Annotated in this window: 16 protein-coding genes; 13 read left to right on the top strand and 3 right to left on the bottom strand. The window is 64.6% G+C overall.

Annotation, left to right across the window (positions count from 1 at the left end):
* Positions 1-61 precede the first annotated feature (61 nt).
* The 13 genes from B2527_RS13025 (at position 62) to B2527_RS12965 (ending at position 14,483) form a co-directional block, all read left to right on the top strand.
* A complete protein-coding gene (locus B2527_RS13025) occupies positions 62-1,009 on the top strand; it encodes a FecR family protein (protein WP_293714141.1) in 948 nt (315 codons plus the stop codon).
* Positions 1,010-1,179: 170 nt separating this feature from the next.
* Positions 1,180-4,278, top strand: a complete 3,099-nt coding sequence (locus B2527_RS13020; protein WP_293714140.1) for a TonB-dependent receptor — start codon at positions 1,180-1,182, stop codon at positions 4,276-4,278.
* A gap of 79 nt (positions 4,279-4,357) precedes the next feature.
* Positions 4,358-5,125, top strand: coding sequence for a Slam-dependent surface lipoprotein (locus B2527_RS13015; RefSeq protein ID WP_293714139.1), 768 nt, complete (start codon positions 4,358-4,360; stop codon positions 5,123-5,125).
* 160 nt (positions 5,126-5,285) lie between these two features.
* Positions 5,286-6,794 (top strand): surface lipoprotein assembly modifier, encoded by a 1,509-nt coding sequence (locus B2527_RS13010; RefSeq protein WP_293714138.1) that lies wholly within the window; start codon positions 5,286-5,288, stop codon positions 6,792-6,794.
* An 18-nt stretch (positions 6,795-6,812) separates the two neighbouring features.
* Entirely contained in the window at positions 6,813-7,436 is a 624-nt protein-coding gene (locus tag B2527_RS13005; RefSeq protein ID WP_293714137.1) for a biliverdin-producing heme oxygenase, read from the top strand.
* Positions 7,437-7,479: 43 nt separating this feature from the next.
* The gene (locus B2527_RS13000) at positions 7,480-7,878 is read left to right on the top strand and encodes a YbaN family protein (RefSeq protein WP_293714136.1); all 399 of its coding nucleotides are present in this window, start codon (positions 7,480-7,482) and stop codon (positions 7,876-7,878) included.
* Positions 7,879-7,938: 60 nt separating this feature from the next.
* Positions 7,939-8,652 (top strand): tonB-system energizer ExbB, encoded by a 714-nt coding sequence (gene exbB, locus B2527_RS12995; RefSeq protein WP_293714135.1) that lies wholly within the window; start codon positions 7,939-7,941, stop codon positions 8,650-8,652.
* Positions 8,653-8,663: 11 nt separating this feature from the next.
* Positions 8,664-9,086, top strand: a complete 423-nt coding sequence (exbD, locus tag B2527_RS12990; RefSeq protein WP_293714134.1) for a TonB system transport protein ExbD — start codon at positions 8,664-8,666, stop codon at positions 9,084-9,086.
* Entirely contained in the window at positions 9,083-9,841 is a 759-nt protein-coding gene (locus tag B2527_RS12985) for an energy transducer TonB (protein WP_293714133.1), read from the top strand. The genes exbD and B2527_RS12985 overlap by 4 nt, the downstream gene beginning before the upstream one ends.
* 304 nt (positions 9,842-10,145) lie before the next feature.
* Positions 10,146-11,072 (top strand): Ku protein, encoded by a 927-nt coding sequence (locus tag B2527_RS12980; RefSeq protein ID WP_293714132.1) that lies wholly within the window; start codon positions 10,146-10,148, stop codon positions 11,070-11,072.
* A gap of 2 nt (positions 11,073-11,074) precedes the next feature.
* Positions 11,075-11,722 carry a GIY-YIG nuclease family protein gene (locus tag B2527_RS12975; protein WP_293714131.1) on the top strand — a complete coding sequence of 216 codons (648 nt, stop codon included), beginning with the start codon at positions 11,075-11,077 and terminating at the stop codon, positions 11,720-11,722.
* On the top strand, positions 11,719-14,232 hold the full coding sequence (gene ligD / locus B2527_RS12970) for a DNA ligase D (protein WP_293714130.1): 2,514 nt from the start codon (positions 11,719-11,721) through the stop codon (positions 14,230-14,232). Before B2527_RS12975 ends, ligD begins: the two co-directional genes overlap by 4 nt.
* Positions 14,233-14,351: 119 nt before the next feature.
* The gene (locus tag B2527_RS12965; RefSeq protein WP_293714129.1) at positions 14,352-14,483 is read left to right on the top strand and encodes a hypothetical protein; all 132 of its coding nucleotides are present in this window, start codon (positions 14,352-14,354) and stop codon (positions 14,481-14,483) included.
* 238 nt (positions 14,484-14,721) lie between these two features.
* On the opposite strand, the gene B2527_RS12960 is transcribed toward B2527_RS12965, so the two are convergent.
* From B2527_RS12960 to B2527_RS12950, 3 genes are all read right to left on the bottom strand, one after another.
* Complete coding sequence (locus B2527_RS12960) at positions 14,722-15,063, bottom strand: BON domain-containing protein (RefSeq protein ID WP_293714128.1); 342 nt, start codon at positions 15,061-15,063, stop codon at positions 14,722-14,724.
* Between the two features lie 121 nt (positions 15,064-15,184).
* Positions 15,185-15,436: a hypothetical protein gene (locus B2527_RS12955; RefSeq protein WP_293714127.1), complete on the bottom strand. Its 252-nt coding sequence runs from the start codon at positions 15,434-15,436 to the stop codon at positions 15,185-15,187.
* A gap of 376 nt (positions 15,437-15,812) precedes the next feature.
* Positions 15,813-17,738 carry a CocE/NonD family hydrolase gene (locus B2527_RS12950; protein WP_414717088.1) on the bottom strand — a complete coding sequence of 642 codons (1,926 nt, stop codon included), beginning with the start codon at positions 17,736-17,738 and terminating at the stop codon, positions 15,813-15,815.
* Positions 17,739-17,862: the final 124 nt, after the last annotated feature.

The raw sequence follows: 17,862 nt of genomic DNA, 5'->3' as shown, positions 1-17,862 counted from the left end.
AGGGTGTGGGGTGTGATTCCCACTTCACACACCTTCGCGCAGCCCTTGATGCCACGCCTTCATGCCTGACAGATTCCGTTCCCGAAACAGCGCCATCGACGACGAGGCCATCGATTGGCTGGTGCGCCTGGGTGGCAGGCCCAGTGCCGACGAGCGCCAGGCATTCAGCCAGTGGTGCGCGCGCTCGCCCGCCCATCGCCAGGCATGGCAGCAGGCGCAGGGCCTGCTGCAGGCGGTCGCGGATACCCGGCTCGCGCGCGAGCACCAGCAGATGGTGCAGGTGCTGGCCACATCGCCAGCCCGTGGCATCAGCCGCCGTGGCCTGTTGCTGGGCGGCGCGTCGGCCGCTGCGTTGGCCGGGGTGGGCGTACTGGGGCTCGGCGGTGCCGCGCTTGCGGACCAGCGCACGGCGCCCGGTCAACGCCTGCAACTGGCCTTGCCCGATGGCTCCCGGGCCTGGCTCAACACCGCCAGTGCGGTGTCGATGCAGTTCGGTGCACAGCAGCGTCAAGTGGCGCTGGATACCGGTGAACTGTTCGTGGAGGTGGCGGCGGGCGGCGTGTTGCCGTTCACCGTCAATGCGCGTGATGGGCAGCTGCGCAGCCGCGACGCGCGCTTTTCGTTGCATCAACACGGTGGGCACAGCGTGTTGACGGTAGTTGCCGGTGTGGTCGAGCTCAGTGCGATCGCCGGCACGATGGCCCTGGCCGCCAATCAGCGGCTGCTGTTCAACAAGGGCATGCTTGGTCTGCGGGAGAACCTGGACGCGGACGCCGCCACGGCGTGGACGCGCGGCAAGTTGATCTTCAACCAGCAGCCGCTGCAGGACATCGCGTTGGAACTGGAGCGTTACCTGCGTGGTCGCGTGGTGATTGTCGGGGACCGCCTGCAGCAGTTGCGGCTCAGCGGAGTGTTTGCACTGGACGATCTGCCGGCGCTGCTGCGTGCAGTGGCGGCACTGGCCGGGGCCGAGCTGGTAAACCTGCCATTGCTGCATGTGATCCGCTGAACATGTTGCCGGCTCGCGCGCTCGGTCGCTGTACCTGGCGATAGTCCTACAAGGAAAAAGTGGTTTGGCGCTGCAAGTTCTGCCGCGCCGGTTCGTCTATAGGAATGAGAGTCGTTCTCATCAATACCTCGGTCCATGACCGTGGAACTCCTTCCAGACCGACAGGAACCATGCGCTCCCTTCCCCTCCCTGGCCGCAGGCCCCTTCTGCTGTCCTCCCTGGCCGCCAGCATCCTGCTGGCCGTTACCCCGCCGGTATTGGCGCAATCTTCCGGCGCCTCCGCGCCGGCGGCGGTGAACCTGCAGCTGCCCGCGCAGCCGTTGGATGTTGCCCTGACCCGGCTTGCCGACCAGGCAGGCATCCGCATCCTGTTTGCCTCCGATGATGTGGGCGGCCTGCAGGCCGATGCCTTGTCCGGCCGTTACAGCGTGGACCAGGCACTGGCTACCGTGCTGGCCCGCAGCGGCTTGAGCTGGCAGTGGCGTGAGCCGGGCACGGTGGTGGTCAGTCGCGCAGCCCCGGCAGTGTCCACAGCCGATGGCGTGGTCACAGGCACCTTGAATGTCGCGGGCCACCGCGCCGGGGCAGCGCAGGGTGCAGAGCGCGACCGTCAGGGCGGTGATGCGGTGTATGACCTGGATCTTTCCTCGGTCTATGCCGGCAAGCAGCAGATAGAGCGTTACAAGGGGGCCGCGCCTGCGGATGTGTTCAAGGGCATGGTCAACGTTTACAGCGGCGATGCCCGCAACAGCGGTGCGCTGGACCCCAACATCCGTGGCATCCAGGGCCCCGGGCGCATCCCGGTGCGCATCGACGGCACCGAGCAGGCATTGACGGTGTGGCGCGGCTACATGGGGGCCAACAACCGCAACTACATCGATCCCAACCTGATCGGCGGCATCCAGGTCATCAAGGGGCCGCAGCTGCAGCGCAACGTCAGCACCTCGGTCGGTGGTGCGGTGGTGATCAACACCCTCGACGTCGGCGACATCCTTGGCGAGGGCGAAGGTTTTGGCGGCGAGGTCAAGCTGGAAGGCAGCAACAACGCGATATCACCGCGCATCCCCACGCTGCTGACTGGGCAGAACTGGCGCCAGATGGAAGGCTGGCCAACCGCGACCTGGAACTACTACGACCCCAGCCTGTACGTGAAGCCACGCGGCGAGGGCAGCAACCATCTGCTGTCCGGTGACGACCAGGCCTACCGGGTTGCACTGGGCTGGCGCAGCGAGCATCTGGACGTGCTGGCTGCATATGCCTATCGGGAAAAGGGTAACCACTTTGCCGGTAAGAAAGATGCGGGCTACTACTCCAAGCCGGCGACCGATGGCTGGGACTACATTCCTTTCCTGGCCAACATCTACCGACCCGGTGATGAAGTGCCCAATACCTCCAGCCAGATGGAATCCTGGCTGGGCAAACTCACCTACCGCATCAGCGACGACCAGGTGCTGCAGCTGGGCCTGCGCGATACCTTGTCGCACTACGGCGACATCATGCCCTCGCGTATCGCCTGGGTGGATACCTCCACCAATGGTGTGCCGCAGTGGCCGCTGAGCCGGGTCGATGCGAAGGCCTACAACCTCGAATACCGTTGGCAGCCGCAGGGCAGCCGCTGGATCGATCTGTACGCCAGCCTGTGGCAGACCGACACCGTCAGCGATACCTACAGCAGTGGCGGGCGGCCCAACGACCCCAGTGGCTACATCGAGCCCAACACCAGTGGAACCGGCGGCCGCAACGTCAACAGTGACTACCTGCGCAACACCGCCGTTGCCAATGCCGACAACACCCGCAAGGGCGTCACAGTCAGCAATGTCATCGCACTGGCGGACGATATCCAATTGACCTTGGCCGGCAGCTACCAGCATGAATCGCTGCGCTCGGACGACAGCTATTGGGACACGGCCATCAATGCCACCTCGCGCATGCTGCCGCGCGCCGGACGCCGGGCGGAAAAAGAGTTCAGCATGAAGCTCGAATGGCAGCCGACCGATCGCCTCAACGTCGCTGCTGGCCTGCGCTATCAATCGTTCTGGGCGGTGGATGACTTCGTGCGTGGGATGGATGCGGCGGGCTACACCAACTTCAGCCAGCGCAGCGAATACACCTACTACGGCATGAGCTACTACACCGCCGATCCGGCGCTCAGTGCCGCCCAGATCCAGGCGTTGCGCGACCAGTTCATCGCCGATGGCTACAGCGGCGACGCGCTTGAGCACGCGATGGACTTCACCGTGTTCAACCAGCGCCATGACAGCCTCTGGCTGGCGGACGAGAACGGCCGCTATTCGCGCGCGGACAACATCTTCCTCAACGGGACGCTGGATGGCGTCACCTACAAGATGGCCAGCGCGTCGCGGGGTTCCACCCAACTGCAGAACGCGCCGCCGATGCGGCAGTTGAATGCGGCCCAGCACAGCAAGGGCGGCGACTGGGCGCCGTCGCTGTCAGCGGCGTTCCACCTCAGCGACGACGCGCGCATCTACCTGCTGCACAACCAGACGCGCCGCTACCCGAGCATGTTCGAGGCCACGCTCGGGTTCTCGGCAGCCATCCCCTCGTCGCAGCTCAAGCCGGAGCACGTCTACAGCTACGAGCTGGGCTATGTGCATGACCTGTCGGGCCTGCTGCGCACGGGTGAGGACGGCCATGCCGACGTCAAGCTGGCGTACTACCACCACCGCACCCGCGACGTGATCGAGCGCAGCCCCAACCTGATGTTCAGCAACATCGACAAGCAGACCATCCGCGGCATCGAGATGCAGAGCCGTTACGACAATGGCCGCTTGTTTGTGGACCTCAGCGCAGCGCATACGTTCGAGAACAGCGTCTGTGATGAAAGCACGGCCGTGCAGCTCTCACCGCTGCTTGGCGCGGTCAGGAACTGCGTCGATGGCGGCTTTGTCGGCGGCTACCTGGTGACCCAGGCCATTCCGGATTGGACGGTGAACACCGCCCTGGGCATACGCCTGCTGGACAAGCGCCTGGAGCTGGGCGCGCGCGGCGTCTACTACAGCGCCTTCGACAATCCCTACAAGGACAACTACGGCACCCAGACCATGGTGCCGTACTACGCCAATACGCCGATGCAATGGGGCCGCATCCTCACCTATGACGCCTATGTGTCGTACCGGCCCACCGCGGCGATGAGCATCGAGCTGATCGGCACCAACCTGAGCAACCTCTACTACATCGACCCATTGACGCGGTCGGCCCTGGCCGCACCGGGCCGCACCTTGAAGCTGAGCCTGGGTTACAGGTTCTGAGCGCCGCACAACGGAGCAGAAACAGCGGGGAAGGGATTCCCCACCCCTTGCAGCACCAACCCAACTGTGGAGTTTGATGATGAAGATTATCGGTTTGTCGATGCTTGTATTGTCGCTGGGCGCCGTCGCCGGTGCAGCCAACGCCGACGTGCGCTCTGGCAGCACCAATGAGAGCTATATCGTGCTGGGTGGCAGCGGTGGTCCTTCGGATGATCACGGTGGCCAGAAGGGTGACCCGGCCATTGGTGTGAAGGCGTTCTACGGCGGCACCCTGGTGAGCTTTGCCGGGTTGCAGGGCATGGGTGCGACCAGTGGTGCCGGTACGGCAGCCGACCCGAAGATCACCCGCATCACCACCGCGATGATGCCCCCCAGCCACGCCAGCCTGGGCTACTTCAACTTCGCCCAGGTCGGCTCCCAGGCAGTGTACTTCGGTGAGTGGTCCAACACCGGCAGCACCTCCAGCCCGCAGCACACCGCGTATTACGCCGGCGAAGCGGGCAATGTCGCCACCACCCTGCCCACCGGTACGGCCACCTACAGCGTCAAGTCGATCAACAACGCCTACGCCGGCACCGGCGCCAGCCTGCCGGGCAGCACCTTGACTGCCAACTTCGGCGCGTACACGGCCAGCTCCAGCGGTGACATCAACTTCACCGGCGGCACCATCTCGGTCAACGGCGCGCGCGTGCAGCTTGCTGCCAGCAACGTCGGCGTGGCCAGTGTTGCCGGCAGCAATGGCAGCCTGAATGGTGACTTCTTCGGCACCGGTGCCTCGGCCGTGGCCGGCACGGTGAAGTTTGCCGACACCAGCAAGAACACTGCGTTCGGCGGCAGCAAGAACTGACCCCGGCTCTCCCCAGGCAAGGGCAGCTGCAGCTGCGTGTACCCCAAGGAGAACGGATGCGCTTGCATGACCGGCAGGGGCTGGCGGACGCCGCCCCTGCCTTTGGCCCTGAATGACGCCGGACCCGGCAGGAACGATGTACAGGATCCACTTACCATTGATGGCTGGCACGGTTGCTGACAAGGCTGCCGGTCTCCCTGCTGTCCGGGTGCTCGCCGGGTTGCACGTGCTGCTGTTGCTGTTGCTGGTCGCGGGCAGGGCGCATGCCCAGGACGATACCCGGCGTTTGTTGGAACAGGGCGCACGCCAGCAGTCACTGCAACGCGAACAACAGCTGCTGGAGCAGGCCACGGCCGGTGATCGGCCCACGTTGACGGTCGATGGCAAGACTTACCGCGTGGAGAACACGGCCAATGATGTCGGCCAGGCCCTGTACCTGATGCTGGCGCAACGGCAGTGGACGTTGGCCCGTGGCTTCCTGCAGGAATACCGGCAGCTTGCCGATCATGATCCGTTGCTGCTGCATTACGCACAGGGATTGCTGCACCGTGTCGATGATGAACATGCACGGGCCATTGCCGAGTTCACTGCGCTGCTGGCCTTGCAGCCGGACTTCATGCTGGCGCGGCTGGAGCTGGCGCGCACCTTGTTCGAGGACCAGCAGGACAGGGAAGCGGCTGCGCTGTTCGACAGCATCCAGGCATCGCTGGCGGTGGAAGACGCGCGCAGCGCCGGTGTACGCGGGACCGTGGCACTGTTCCAGCAGGCATTGCGCAACCGCAGCCGCTGGGAGGGCTCCGTGGCGTTGGGGCCGCAGTGGAATGACAACCTCAACCGCAGTTCGGCCAGCCGCATCTGCCTTTACCAGCTGGGCAGCGAATGCCTGCTGGACCGGCAGACACCGGCTGCGCTCAGCGGCAGCGGCGTGGAATACGACGCCACATTGGCAAGGCGCGCGGCCGTGGCAGGGCATCACGGCGTATACCTGCGCTCGCTGCTGTACGGGCAGCTCTACCGGGACGCTGGCGCCTACAACGAGGCCAGCTTCGCCGCACAGGCCGGCTACAGCTACCGCAGCGCCAGCCACCGGCTGTCGCTGGCTCCCACCTTCGACTATTACCGGTGGGGCAGGCAGACCCTGTACGCCGGTTGGGGCGCACATGCGGAGTGGAGCTGGACGCCGCGGCCCCGCCACCTGCTGCGCCTCGAAGCCGACAGCAAAGCGCTGCGGTACCGCAATGGCGGTCTTGCCGACAACTACGACGGCAGCCAGAACACGCTGTCGCTTACCTATTTCAATGCCTTGAACGAGCAGTGGACGCTGTTCGCTGGCGGTGATCTTGCCGACAGCGGCGCAAGGCAAGGCGTCAATGCCTACCTGCAGCGGGGCCTGCGTACCGGCGCGGTACTGCAATGGCCCGAGGGCTTTGCCACCACGGTGATGGCCTCGCTGCGGGAACGTCGCCATGACGCCTTCAACGCCCTGCTGGACAAACGGCGCGAAGACACCGAGCAGAACTACACGCTGGTGATCAAGGCCAGCCGCTGGGCCATGGCCGGTTTCGTGCCGGTGCTTACCCTGCGCCGCACCGTCGCCCGCAGCACGGTGGGCTGGTTGTACAGCTACGACAAGAACGTTGCCAGCCTGAAGCTGGAACGAGGCTTTTGACCTTTACCGGAGACCCCCATGAACGCGCCCATCGTCTGCCTCAATGCACCCCGCAGCCAGCGCCTGAAAACCGCGACACACCAGACACATGATGCGCTGGACAAACGCATCATGGCGGCCGACATCTTTGCCAGCAGGGAGCACTTTGCCGGCTTCCTGCGTGTGCAGTACCGCTTTCACCGCGACATCGAGCACCTGTATGCCGATGCAGCCCTGGCGGCGCTGCTGCCGGCACTGGCCGAGCGCGCAAGACTGCTGAAGATCGCCAATGACCTGTCCGACCTTGGCCACGGGGTGCCGGAACCCGGCGCGCCGCCAGCGACGCTCGGTCAAGGCATTTGGCACTCGCTGGGCTGGTTGTACGTGGCCGAGGGCTCCAACCTCGGCGGGACGGTGCTGTTCAAGATGGCGCGCGACCAGTTGGGCCTGCACCGGGGCTTCGGCGCCGGTCACCTGGCGGGGCATCCGGAAGGTGCGGCACGGCATTGGCGGCAGTTCACCCAGGCCTTGGACAGCATCGTCATGGATGATCTGCAGGAGCAGCAGGTCATCGACGGTGCATGCCAGGCGTTTGTCACCGTGCGCGGCTACGTCGAGCAGGAACTGCCACGGGTTGCCGATACGCAGGCATCGCCGGCGTGAGCGGCATTGTGGCTTGCAGCACCGGCAGCCGCTGCATCAAGCGATGCGTCCGCTGACCATGCGCCCCGCCAAGCCACGGCGCGGCAGGTTGCAGCGCGCCTTGTTGCAGCTGCTTGCAGTGCTGTGCCTGGGCATTGCCTTCATCGGCGTGGTGACACCGGGGCTGCCCACCACCGAGTTCGTGCTGCTGGCAGCGTGGGCAGCCGCGCGCAGCTCGCCACGCCTGCACGCCTGGATCCTGCGCAACCGGTTGCTGGGGCCACTGCTGCTGCAGTGGCAAAGCGGCAAGCTGCCACGGCGGGCGAAATGGGCGGCAACGGCATCGATGTGCGCCGCCGGCACCTTCGCCGCCCTGACCATCCCCCATCGGCCCAGTGTGTACTTCATCGTCCTGTGCATGGCCTGTGTCCTGCTCTGGCTATGGCGCAAGCCCGAGCCTTGAGCGTGACGCCAACCATCGCCTGCTGTCACTCCCCTTCTCCCTTTTCCAATGGATCCGCCGATGTCATCCGTGACAAACCAGCTCCCTCCCGACCTCAGTCCTTGGCAGATGTTCGTGCATGCCGACCCGGTGGTGCAGACCATCATGGTGGTGCTGGCGTTGGCTTCGTTGTTGACCTGGACCGTGCTGCTGGCCAAGGGCATGGAATTGCGTTCGGCGCAGCGCGAGCTTCGGCATGCCTGCAATGGTGTACTGCAGGCCGAGCAGCTGGCGGACGCCAACGTGCTGGATGCCGGGATTGGCCGCCGTCTGCTGGATCACGCGCAGGACGAGTTGCAGCGATCAAGCGGCTTGAGCGACAAGGCGGCAATGAAGGAACGCCTGGCCTCGCGGCTTGAACGCGCCGAGCTGGCCCATGCCAGACAACTGCGGCGCGGTACCGGAGTGCTGGCCACCATCGGTGCAACCGCACCTTTCGTGGGATTGCTGGGAACGGTCTGGGGCATCATGAACAGCTTCGTGGGTATTGCGCATGCCAACGCAACCAACCTGGCCGTGGTTGCGCCGGGCATCGCTGAGGCATTGCTGGCCACCGCGTTGGGCCTGGTTGCGGCGATTCCCGCGGTGGTCATCTACAACTACTTCGGGCGCCGCTTGACCGCCGCACGTGCCGAGCTCGGTGACCTGTCCGCTGGTGTGGAGCGCCTGTTCTCGCGTGACCTGGACCGCCAGGGCATGCCCGGTAAGGGCGCCGGCGACGCGCCGGTCCGCTGAGGGGCAACACGATGGCGCGCAGAAACCACGAAGAGCACAGTGAGCTGGAAGAGAACCACGAGATCAACGTCACGCCCTTCATCGACGTGATGTTGGTACTGCTGATCATCTTCATGGTGGCGGCACCGCTGGCGACGGTGTCCCTGCCGGTGGAACTGCCGGTAAGCAGCCAGCAGACGCCGCCGGACCCGGACACCCCGCTGCAGGTCACGTTGGCGGCGGACCGCACGCTCAGCCTCAATGACGCATACGTTGCCCGTGACCAGCTGGCCCAGCAGCTTGATCTGCTGTCTGGCAGCAACCGGGAGCAACGGGTGTTTGTACGCGCGGATCAGCGCGTTGCCTATGGCGAGCTGATGCAGCTGATGGATCAGCTGCGCCAAGCGGGTTACCTGAAGGTGGCGCTGGTCGCGCAGGAGCAGGGCAGGCAATGACGGCCCGGTCGCCGATGCCGCCTGCAGTGCGTTGGGCCGGCAGTCTATTGGTGGTGCTTTTGGTACATGCGTTGCTGATTGCGCTGCACCTGCTCTGGCCCAGCGATCGGCTGGTGGTGATACCCAACGCGGCACCGCAGGCGGTGATGCTTGAGCTGGCACCGCTGCCAACCGCGGTGGCGGCCGCGCGCAGTGAGCTGGCGCCAGGCCCGCTGCAGCAGGATTCTGCCACCGCGCAGCAGAGCGCGAGGGAGCAGGTTTCACCTGCCATGCCACCGCTGCCATCGATTCCCGCGCGTGTTGCCATGGCCCGCCATGACCCTGGGCAGACCGATGCACAGCACGCCACGGCCGAGCCCGCGCAGTCCTCATCGCAGGCAGCACAGGCAAGTGCACCGGCGCACAGCGAGGCGGATGTGGCGGCGACAACGGCGGCGCCCGCTTCCAGCGTAGGTGGCAATACGCCCGCGTCCGCCGACTGGCAGTCGCGCCTGTTGGGGCACTTGCAGGCTTTCAAACGTTACCCACGCGCCGCACAACGCAGGCGATATGAGGGTGTTGCGCAGGTGCGCTATACGGTGGACCGACGCGGTACGGTGCTGTCCGCGCAGCTGGCCGGTGGCAGCGGATACCCGGCGCTGGACGAGGAAGCAGTGGCCGCCGTGCTGCGTGCAAGCCCGCTGCCACCGCCACCGGCCGAGGTGCCCGGTCAGGAGATAGAGGTGACCACGCCGGTGCAGTTCCGGCTTCGCTAGGGCGGGGGCGCGGCGGTAGATCATGGCTCGGCTGTGATCGGCCACGCAGCAATCTCCGTGGCATCCGCGCATGGGGACGTACGAATCCTGCGGCCATGGTTGTTGGCAGGTTGGCTGTCGGCAGCTTGACTGCCGCAAGAGTGAACCGGCAATGACGGTGCCATGCCTGCCGACCCCGGGAAAGTGGCTGCCGGGCCCGACCGTGGTTGGTTGTCCAACGCGTGAACGGGCCGGGTTCTTTCTTCACGTGGGATTTCCTGCGTTGGGGTGAGCGTTGCAGGGGATTCGAAACAAGGTTGGTCCCATGGCACGCCCTATCTGGAGTGGCACCCTGTCGTTTGGCCTGCTCAATGTGCCCGTGTCGTTGATGAGCGGGGAGCGGCGGGTGGATATCAGCTTCCGCATGCTGGACTCGCGCGACAAGAAGCCCATCCGCTTCGAGCGGGTGAATGCGGAAACCGGTGAAGAAGTGCCGTGGAAGGACATCATCAAGGCATTCGAGTACGACAAGGGCAGCTATGTGGTCGTCGAGAAGGAAGACATCGCCTCGGCGGCACCGCAGACGCATGAGTCCATTGATGTGGAGGCCTTTGTCGAGCGCGAAGCCATAGGACTGCGCTTCTATGAGAAGCCTTATGTGCTGGTGCCCGGGAAGAAGGCCGAAAAAGGGTACGTATTGTTGCGAGAGACGCTGAAGAAGACCGGAAAGGTAGGTGTTGCTCGCGTGGTCATCCGTACCCGTGAATACCTTTGCGCAGTCGCGCCGGAAGAAGATGCGTTGGTGTTGCTGATGCTGCGCTATCCGCAGGAACTGGTGGAGCCGTCCGACTACAAGTTGCCGGTTGGCAAACCGGCGGATTTCCGCATCAGTGCGCGCGAGGTGGAAATGGCCGCCAGCCTCATCCAGTCGATGACCACGGCGTGGCAACCGGAAAACTACGAGGACGAGTTCCGCAAGCGGTTGCAGGCCATCATCCGCAAGCGGCTCAAGGCCAAAGGGGCCACTACCCGCATCCGCGATGAGCAGGTGCCCGAGCAGGAGGACGCTGCCACCAATGTGGTTGATTTCATGTCGCTGCTGCAGAAGAGCCTGGATGAGAACAAGCGAACGCCTGCCCGCAAGCGCGCACCGGCAGGCAAGGCAGCCGCGGTCACAAAGGCATCCGCGAAAACAGCGAAGAAGACAGGAAAGAAGGCAACCCGGGCGCCGCGCAAGTCGGCGGCGCGGTGATCATGGGCGCCGCGACCGGGCAACCATCGTTGGTCAGTTCAGGCAGGCGCCTGCGTGGACGCACCTTCCTTTACCTGCTGCCTTGCGCCTACGAGGACCATGCCAAGCTGGGTATCGCCGCTGATCCCATGACACGGATGCGCGCCTTCTCATCGCGCTACTACGAGTTCTTCGACCTGGCGCAGGGCTGGCTGGTGGAGGCCGATACGGAACAGGAAGCGCGGGGCTGGGAAACGCAGTGGAAGCGCCAGCTGCGTATACATGCTGCCCCCCCTCCGTTGGGGGTCCCAGCCCGGGCCGGTGGGCACACGGAATGGTTGCGCGGCGCATCGGCCGCGCTTGCGGACCTGCGCGGCACGCTGCAGGCGCAGGGTTTCACCGTGCATGCTTGCCTGCATCGCTGGGTCGGCGAACGTCTTGCGCAACAGCATGACTATCTGGCCAGTGGCGAGCAGGCTGCACTGGCCAGATTCGGGCCGCCGCAGCTTTGGCCCTGTGCAAGTATGCAGTCTGGCTTGCGGCCGCTGCGTGATGCGTTGGACGCCTATGTCTACATGCAGTTGCCGCTGGAGGCATCGTTGTCTGCCGAACTGCGGGCGTGGCACAGGCGCAACAGCCTGCTGCCGGCATTCCAGGACGGGCCGTCATGAGCCTGCAGGAATACCGCCGCAAGCGTCATTTCGGCATCACGCCGGAGCCGCAGGCGGCCACGGGAAAGCACCTGCGCCAACAGCCCATCTTCGTGGTGCAGCTGCATCATGCCAGTCACCGGCACTACGATTTCCGCCTGCAGGTGGGGGATGCCCTGCGCAGTTGGGCGGTGCCCAAGGGGCCCAGTCTGGATCCGTCGGTGAAACGCCTTGCCGCGGAGGTGGAAGACCACCCGCTGGACTACGCGCGCTTCGAAGGTGAGATACCTGCAGGCCAGTACGGCGCCGGCCATGTCGCGATTTTCGACCATGGCACATGGCATACCGATGGGGACCCGCAGGCACAGCTTGACAAGGGGCATCTGCGCTTTGAACTGGACGGCACGCGGTTGAAGGGCGGCTGGCATCTGGTGCGCAGCGGCAAGGCAGGGCGCAAGCCGCAGTGGCTGCTGTTCAAGGCAAACGATACCTATGCAGCGGCCCGCGACGCGGATGACCTGTTGGCCGAACGCCCGGCCGATCCCAAGCCCACCGCTGCAGCACGTCGTGGACGGCAGACATCCGCGCGCCTGCGGCACGCCGCGCTCACCCTCGCCGGCGCCAAAGCGGGTGCGCCGGCGCCACGCTTCCAGGCACCGCAGCTGGCGCGTCTGGTGGATGCGGTGCCGGCCGGAGAGCGCTGGCTGCACGAGGCCAAGTGGGACGGCTACCGGTTGCTGGCGCAATGCGTGGCAGGCAAGGTAAGGCTGTGGTCGCGCAATGCGCGTGAATGGACGCACAAGCTGCCCGATATCGTTACCGCATTGCAGGCGCTTGGCATGGACCTGCTGGTGGACGGCGAGCTGGTTGCAGGCCTGGGCCGGCAGCAGGATTTCGGCCTGCTGCAGGCGGTACTGTCCGGTGAGCGGCGTGCGCCATTGTCCTATGTTGCCTTCGATCTGCTTCAGCTCGCCGATGTGGACCTGCGTGGTTGTCGGCAGGACGCCCGCAAACAGCTGCTGCAGCGCCTGCTTGCCGGCGTTCCCACTCCGCTGGTGTACAGCTCGCACGTGGCCGGGGCAGGCGAGCGCGCCCTGCAGGTGGCGGCGCAGCGCGGATTGGAAGGGATCATCAGCAAGCGTGCCGATGCGCCTTACCGCAGCGGAAGGGGCGATGATTGGCGCAAGATCAAACAACGACAGTCCGAGGAGTTTGTCGTTGTCGGTTATACCGCGCCCAAAGGCAGCCGCGCCGCGATGGGCGCTTTGCTGCTTGCCAGCCCGGATGGCGCCGGTGGCTGGCGCTACGCCGGCCGGGTCGGTAGTGGCTTCAGCCAGGATCAGCTGGTGGACCTGAAGCAGCGCTTCGCCCCGCTCAAGCGCAAGATAGCGGAGTTGGAGGTGCCGGATACGCTGCCTGCATCCGTGCAGTGGCTGCAGCCCAGTGTAGTTGTTGAAGTCTTCCATCACGGCGTGGGCAACCAGGGTCTGGTGCGGCAGGCATCGTTCAAGACATTGCGCCTGGACAAGGGCTTGGGGCAGCTGCAACCCCTTGCCAGCACCGCACATGGGAAGGAGGCGAAGATGCGCGGCAGTGAGGATGAAGTGGATACCGATACCGATGCCGATGGGAAGGTGGTGCTCAGCAGCCCGGATCGCATCGTGTACCCGGGTGAGCGCCTGCGCAAGGCGGATGTATTTGCCTACTACCAGGCGATGGCACCCTGGTTGCTGCCGGAGCTGTCCGGCCGGCCGCTATCGGTGGTGCGCTGCCCACAAGGGGTAGAACGGGCATGCTTCTTCCAGAAGCACATGGCCGCAGGCATGCAGCATGTGCAGGCGCTGCCGCTCCAGGAAGAGGACGGCGTGCATGCCGACTACCTGGTGGTGAATGATGTGGCCGGCCTGTTGGAGCTTGTGCAGTTCAATGCGCTCGAGTTCCATCCTTGGGGCGCGCTGGCGGATCAGCCCGACAAAGCAGACAGGCTGGTTTTTGATCTGGACCCCGGGCCGCAGGTGGCGTGGGCACAGATGCTCGCCGCTGCGCGGTGCGTACGCGATCGCCTGCAGGCGATGGGATTGAAATCCTTCGTGCGCACTTCCGGCGGAAAGGGATTGCATGTTGTCGTCCCATTGCGCCCTGCCTGCCCCTGGCCCGGGGTAAAGTCATTTGCACGGGCCTTCGCCGAGGCGATGGTGGCATCCGACCCGCTGGCCTATGTGGCCACCGCCAGCAAGAAGGCACGCAAAGGGCGGATATTCATCGACTACCTGCGTAATGGCAGGGGTGCGACAAGCGTCGCATCCTTCTCGCTGCGCGCCCGCGAGGGTGCACCCGTTGCCATGCCGCTGCGCTGGGAAGAACTGGGCCGGGTGAAGCATGCCAATGCCTATACCCTGGTATCTGCACCACGGCGGATGGTACGGTTGAAGTCGCATCCCTGGGGCGACTACATGCGCGTGCGCCAGGATCTGTCAAAGGTGGTCAAGGCACTCGACGCTGCCGCCAATACAAAGCCGACGCGCCGCTGAACCCCTCAATGCGTTCAGCGGCGTGCATGGCTGGCCCAACATTTTCCGGACTGGACGCTAACGGGCACGGGCGCACTCTTCGCCTGCGGTATCCCAGCCGCGACAACGAGATGAAAGCCATGTCCAGCCAACAGAACATTCCGCAGCGAGATGCCCGGGATCCACGTGACCCGCAGCAAGGCCAGGCCCAGCAGAATCCGGACCAGCAGCAACCCAGGAAAAATCCGCAGCACGACGACGAGGAAGAATGAACCTGTCGTGTGGCTCTCAACAACACCGCGGCCCGGTTCATCGGAGCGTTACCGCGCCACGGCAACCGGGCCATGATGACCCGGCCAGGCGGGTGCCGGTCAAGGAGCCCCCGCCGCATCAGCCTGATACACGCAGGTCGCCACCCGCAAAGAAGGCACCTGGCGATGAACCTGACAGAAAGAAGAGCGGCCCCTGAGGGGCCGCTCTTTGGTAACTGCATTGGATGCACTGCCGGTGTCAGCGTGCAGCCGCCGTCAACGCCGACGAGTCGACGCGCGTGACGCCTTCCACGCTCTTGGCAGCGGCGATTGCGCGATCCACCTCTGCCTGGCTGGCAACGGTGCCAGTCAGCGCCACGACGCCATTCACCGTTTCCACCTTGATCTCCAGACCGGAGACATCCTTGGTGGTGAGCAACTCGGCCTTTACCTTGGTGGTGATCCAGGTGTCGGTGCCGGGCTGTTCGGATTCATGGCCCTGCATGGCCTGGCCTGCTGCCTGAGCGGTAATGGCCGCACCACTGCATGCCAGGGCGAGAACGCCTGCGAACAGCAGCTGCTGCGTCTTGCGGATGGTCATGACACGTCTCCAAACCGAGCAACGGTGCTCACTGTCGATACTGCAGGGACTGCGATTAACGCGCTGCGTGCAAACGGTGACGGGCAGGTGCAGGGTTTGGCAAGATTCCGTCGCCCCGGGCTCAGGCAATCACCAGATCCCACGGCAGATTGGAGCCCTGGAACTTGAAACGATAGCCATCGAAATCGATCTGGCGTGCGATGTTGCCGTCCTCATCGATCATCGTATGGAAACAGATCCTGTTCATGCCGGGCGTGGCAACGCGTCGTCCATCCGAACTGCCCTTGGCGACCTGTCGCGACTCGGTGGCCAGCAGCGTTACCAGCCTGCGCTGGCGGCCAGGGCCTTCCAGGAACAGCTTTACATTTTCCATTGCGCTTTCTCCGGTATGTGATCCCCCCGAACCAAGCCATTCATCTATAGCGGTGCGCACAGGATGCGGCAAGGGCTGAATGCGCAGAAACGTCTTTGTCATCCGTTTGCATGCATCGCTGTGTCGCACCGCGTCATGTCATGCGGCGCAGACCATCACCACGGTGCTATGGAGACGATGACCACCAGCACGATGATCACCACACCGATCAGGATGATGTTGCGCTTGCTCAGCCTTCTGGGCTTCATCCGGGCTGCTCCTGTTGCAGGCAATGTTGCCTGCAACAGGCTATAGCACAGCGCCTGCAAAGCATGTGGCAAGAGCGGACAGCGCAGGTGACATCAGCGTGTTCGCCGAATCGCCTGATGCAGGCGAATCAGTCGACCACCGGCAAATTGATGAAGCTCGGGTGCTCACTGGTGTTCCAGATGCGCTGCGTGGCCTTGCGGTAGTCGCCGGGCTGGGCAAAGAAAATATTGTCCACGTACTGCTGTGGATTGCGGTCGTAGAGCGGGAACAGGCTGGATTGCACCTGCACCATCAAACGATGCCCGGGTTGCAGGGTCTGGTTCACGTTGGGCAGGTCGAACGTGTAGGTCTGCGGTGTGTCGGGGGTGATGGCCTTGGGCTGGCTGAAGCTCTCGCGGTAACGGCCACGAAAAATGGTGACCGCCAGCGGCAACTGGTAGCCGGCCATCTTCGGGTTGTCCGGGTATTGGTCGGGGTAGACGTCGATCAGTTTGACCACCCAGTCGCTGTCGCTGCCAGAGGTGGAAGCACTCAATTGAACCTGCGGGATGCCGGCCAGCTTCATTGGCTTGTCCAGCACCGGCCCGGTATAGGTGAGCACATCGGTACGGCCATCGACGAAGCGCTGGTCGCGCACCAGCCAGGTGGTCCAGACATCGCGATCGCCCATGTTGACCGGGCGCGGTACGAACGGCACCGGCTTGGCCGGATCGGCGATGTACTCGGCGTACTGCGCGCCGGTACGGGTGCTGTTGAAGTCCAGCTGCGCATCGGTGTTGAGATAGAGCCGGCGTGCGTTGCTGGTGCAGCCTTGCGTGCAGCTTTGCGGCCAGTTGTTGTAGGTCTCCCAGCGATTGCTGCCGGCGTTGTATACCCACACCGGCGGTGTATTGGCGGCCGGCGCGCCGTCCTTGAGGTACTGGTCGAAGAAGGGCTTGAGCACATCACGCCGCCACTGCAGTGCGGTGTCGCCGTTGAAATCCAACGCGCCCAGCGCGCTGCCGTTGTAGTTGGCACCGCTGTGCCGCCACGGCCCGATCACCAGGAAGTTGCGGGTGTTGTCGTGGTCCTTGGATTCCAGCGCCGCCCAGGCGGTATGCGCGCCGTAGATGTCTTCCTGGTCCCACAGCCCTTGTTCCCACATGGTGGGCACGCGGATCTCCGGCAGCTTGGCCAGGAGTTTGTCCAGCGCCTGCTGCTGCCAGAACGCGTCATAGGCCGGGTGCTGGCTGACCTTGTGCCAGGCCGGGATCTGCTCCAGCCCCTGCGCCTTGGCAAAGGCACCGACCGAACCGGCCTGCAGGAAACTGCTGTAGTCATCGCCGCCGGGCATGGTGATTCTTGCACCGGCGCCGCGCGCGGTCATCTGGCCGGTGAAGTAGCCCAGGTTGATCTGCCGATACGCACCGTGCTGGAACCAGTCATCGCCCATCCAGCCGTCGATCATCGGGCTCTCCGGCGCTGCGACTTTCAGTGCCGGATGTGGATCAAGCAGGGCCATCACCACGGTGAAACCTTCGTAGGAGGAACCGAGCATGCCGACCTTGCCGTTGGATTCGGGCAGGTGCTTGACCAGCCAGTCGATGCTGTCCCAGGCGTCGGTGCTGTGGTCGATCTTGCTTGGGTTGAGCGGGCCGCGCGGTGGCCGCGTCATCACGTAGTCACCTTCGGAGCCGTACTTGCCGCGCACGTCCTGGAATACGCGGATATAGCCGTCCTCGGCAAACACGGTGTCGCCCTGTGCGAGCGCATCGACCAGCCCCGTCGCGCCCGGCGTGCGGTCGACGCGGCCGGCGGCGTTGTACGGCGTGCGGGTGAACAGGATCGGCGCGTTGTGCGCGCCCTTGGGGATCATGATCACCGTATACAGCTTGACCCCATCGCGCATCGGGACCATCACCTCGCGTTTCTCGAAATCGCGGGCGGGCTGCGGGGCGACAAACTTCTTGCCGGTGATGTCCGGCGTCATCGGCGAGACCTGCGCCGCGGCGGGCGTTGCCATGCCCAAGCAGGTGATCGTGGCGATGGCTGCAGCCAGGGTCAGGGTCCGCATTGCTCTACCTCAAGCGCGTGAGTAAGCGCTGACGCTATGCCTGTGTAGTGGCAGTTACACATGGCAAAGGTCATGGGGTGGTGAAGCAACAGCAGGGGCAGAGCAGGAGCTACCCCTCCCCAAC

The organism is Stenotrophomonas sp. UBA7606, assembly GCF_002477705.1.
Taxonomy (GTDB): Bacteria; Pseudomonadota; Gammaproteobacteria; order Xanthomonadales; family Xanthomonadaceae; genus Stenotrophomonas.
Note: the sequence above shows the minus strand (reverse complement) of the source record. Positions and strands in the feature narration are given on the sequence as shown.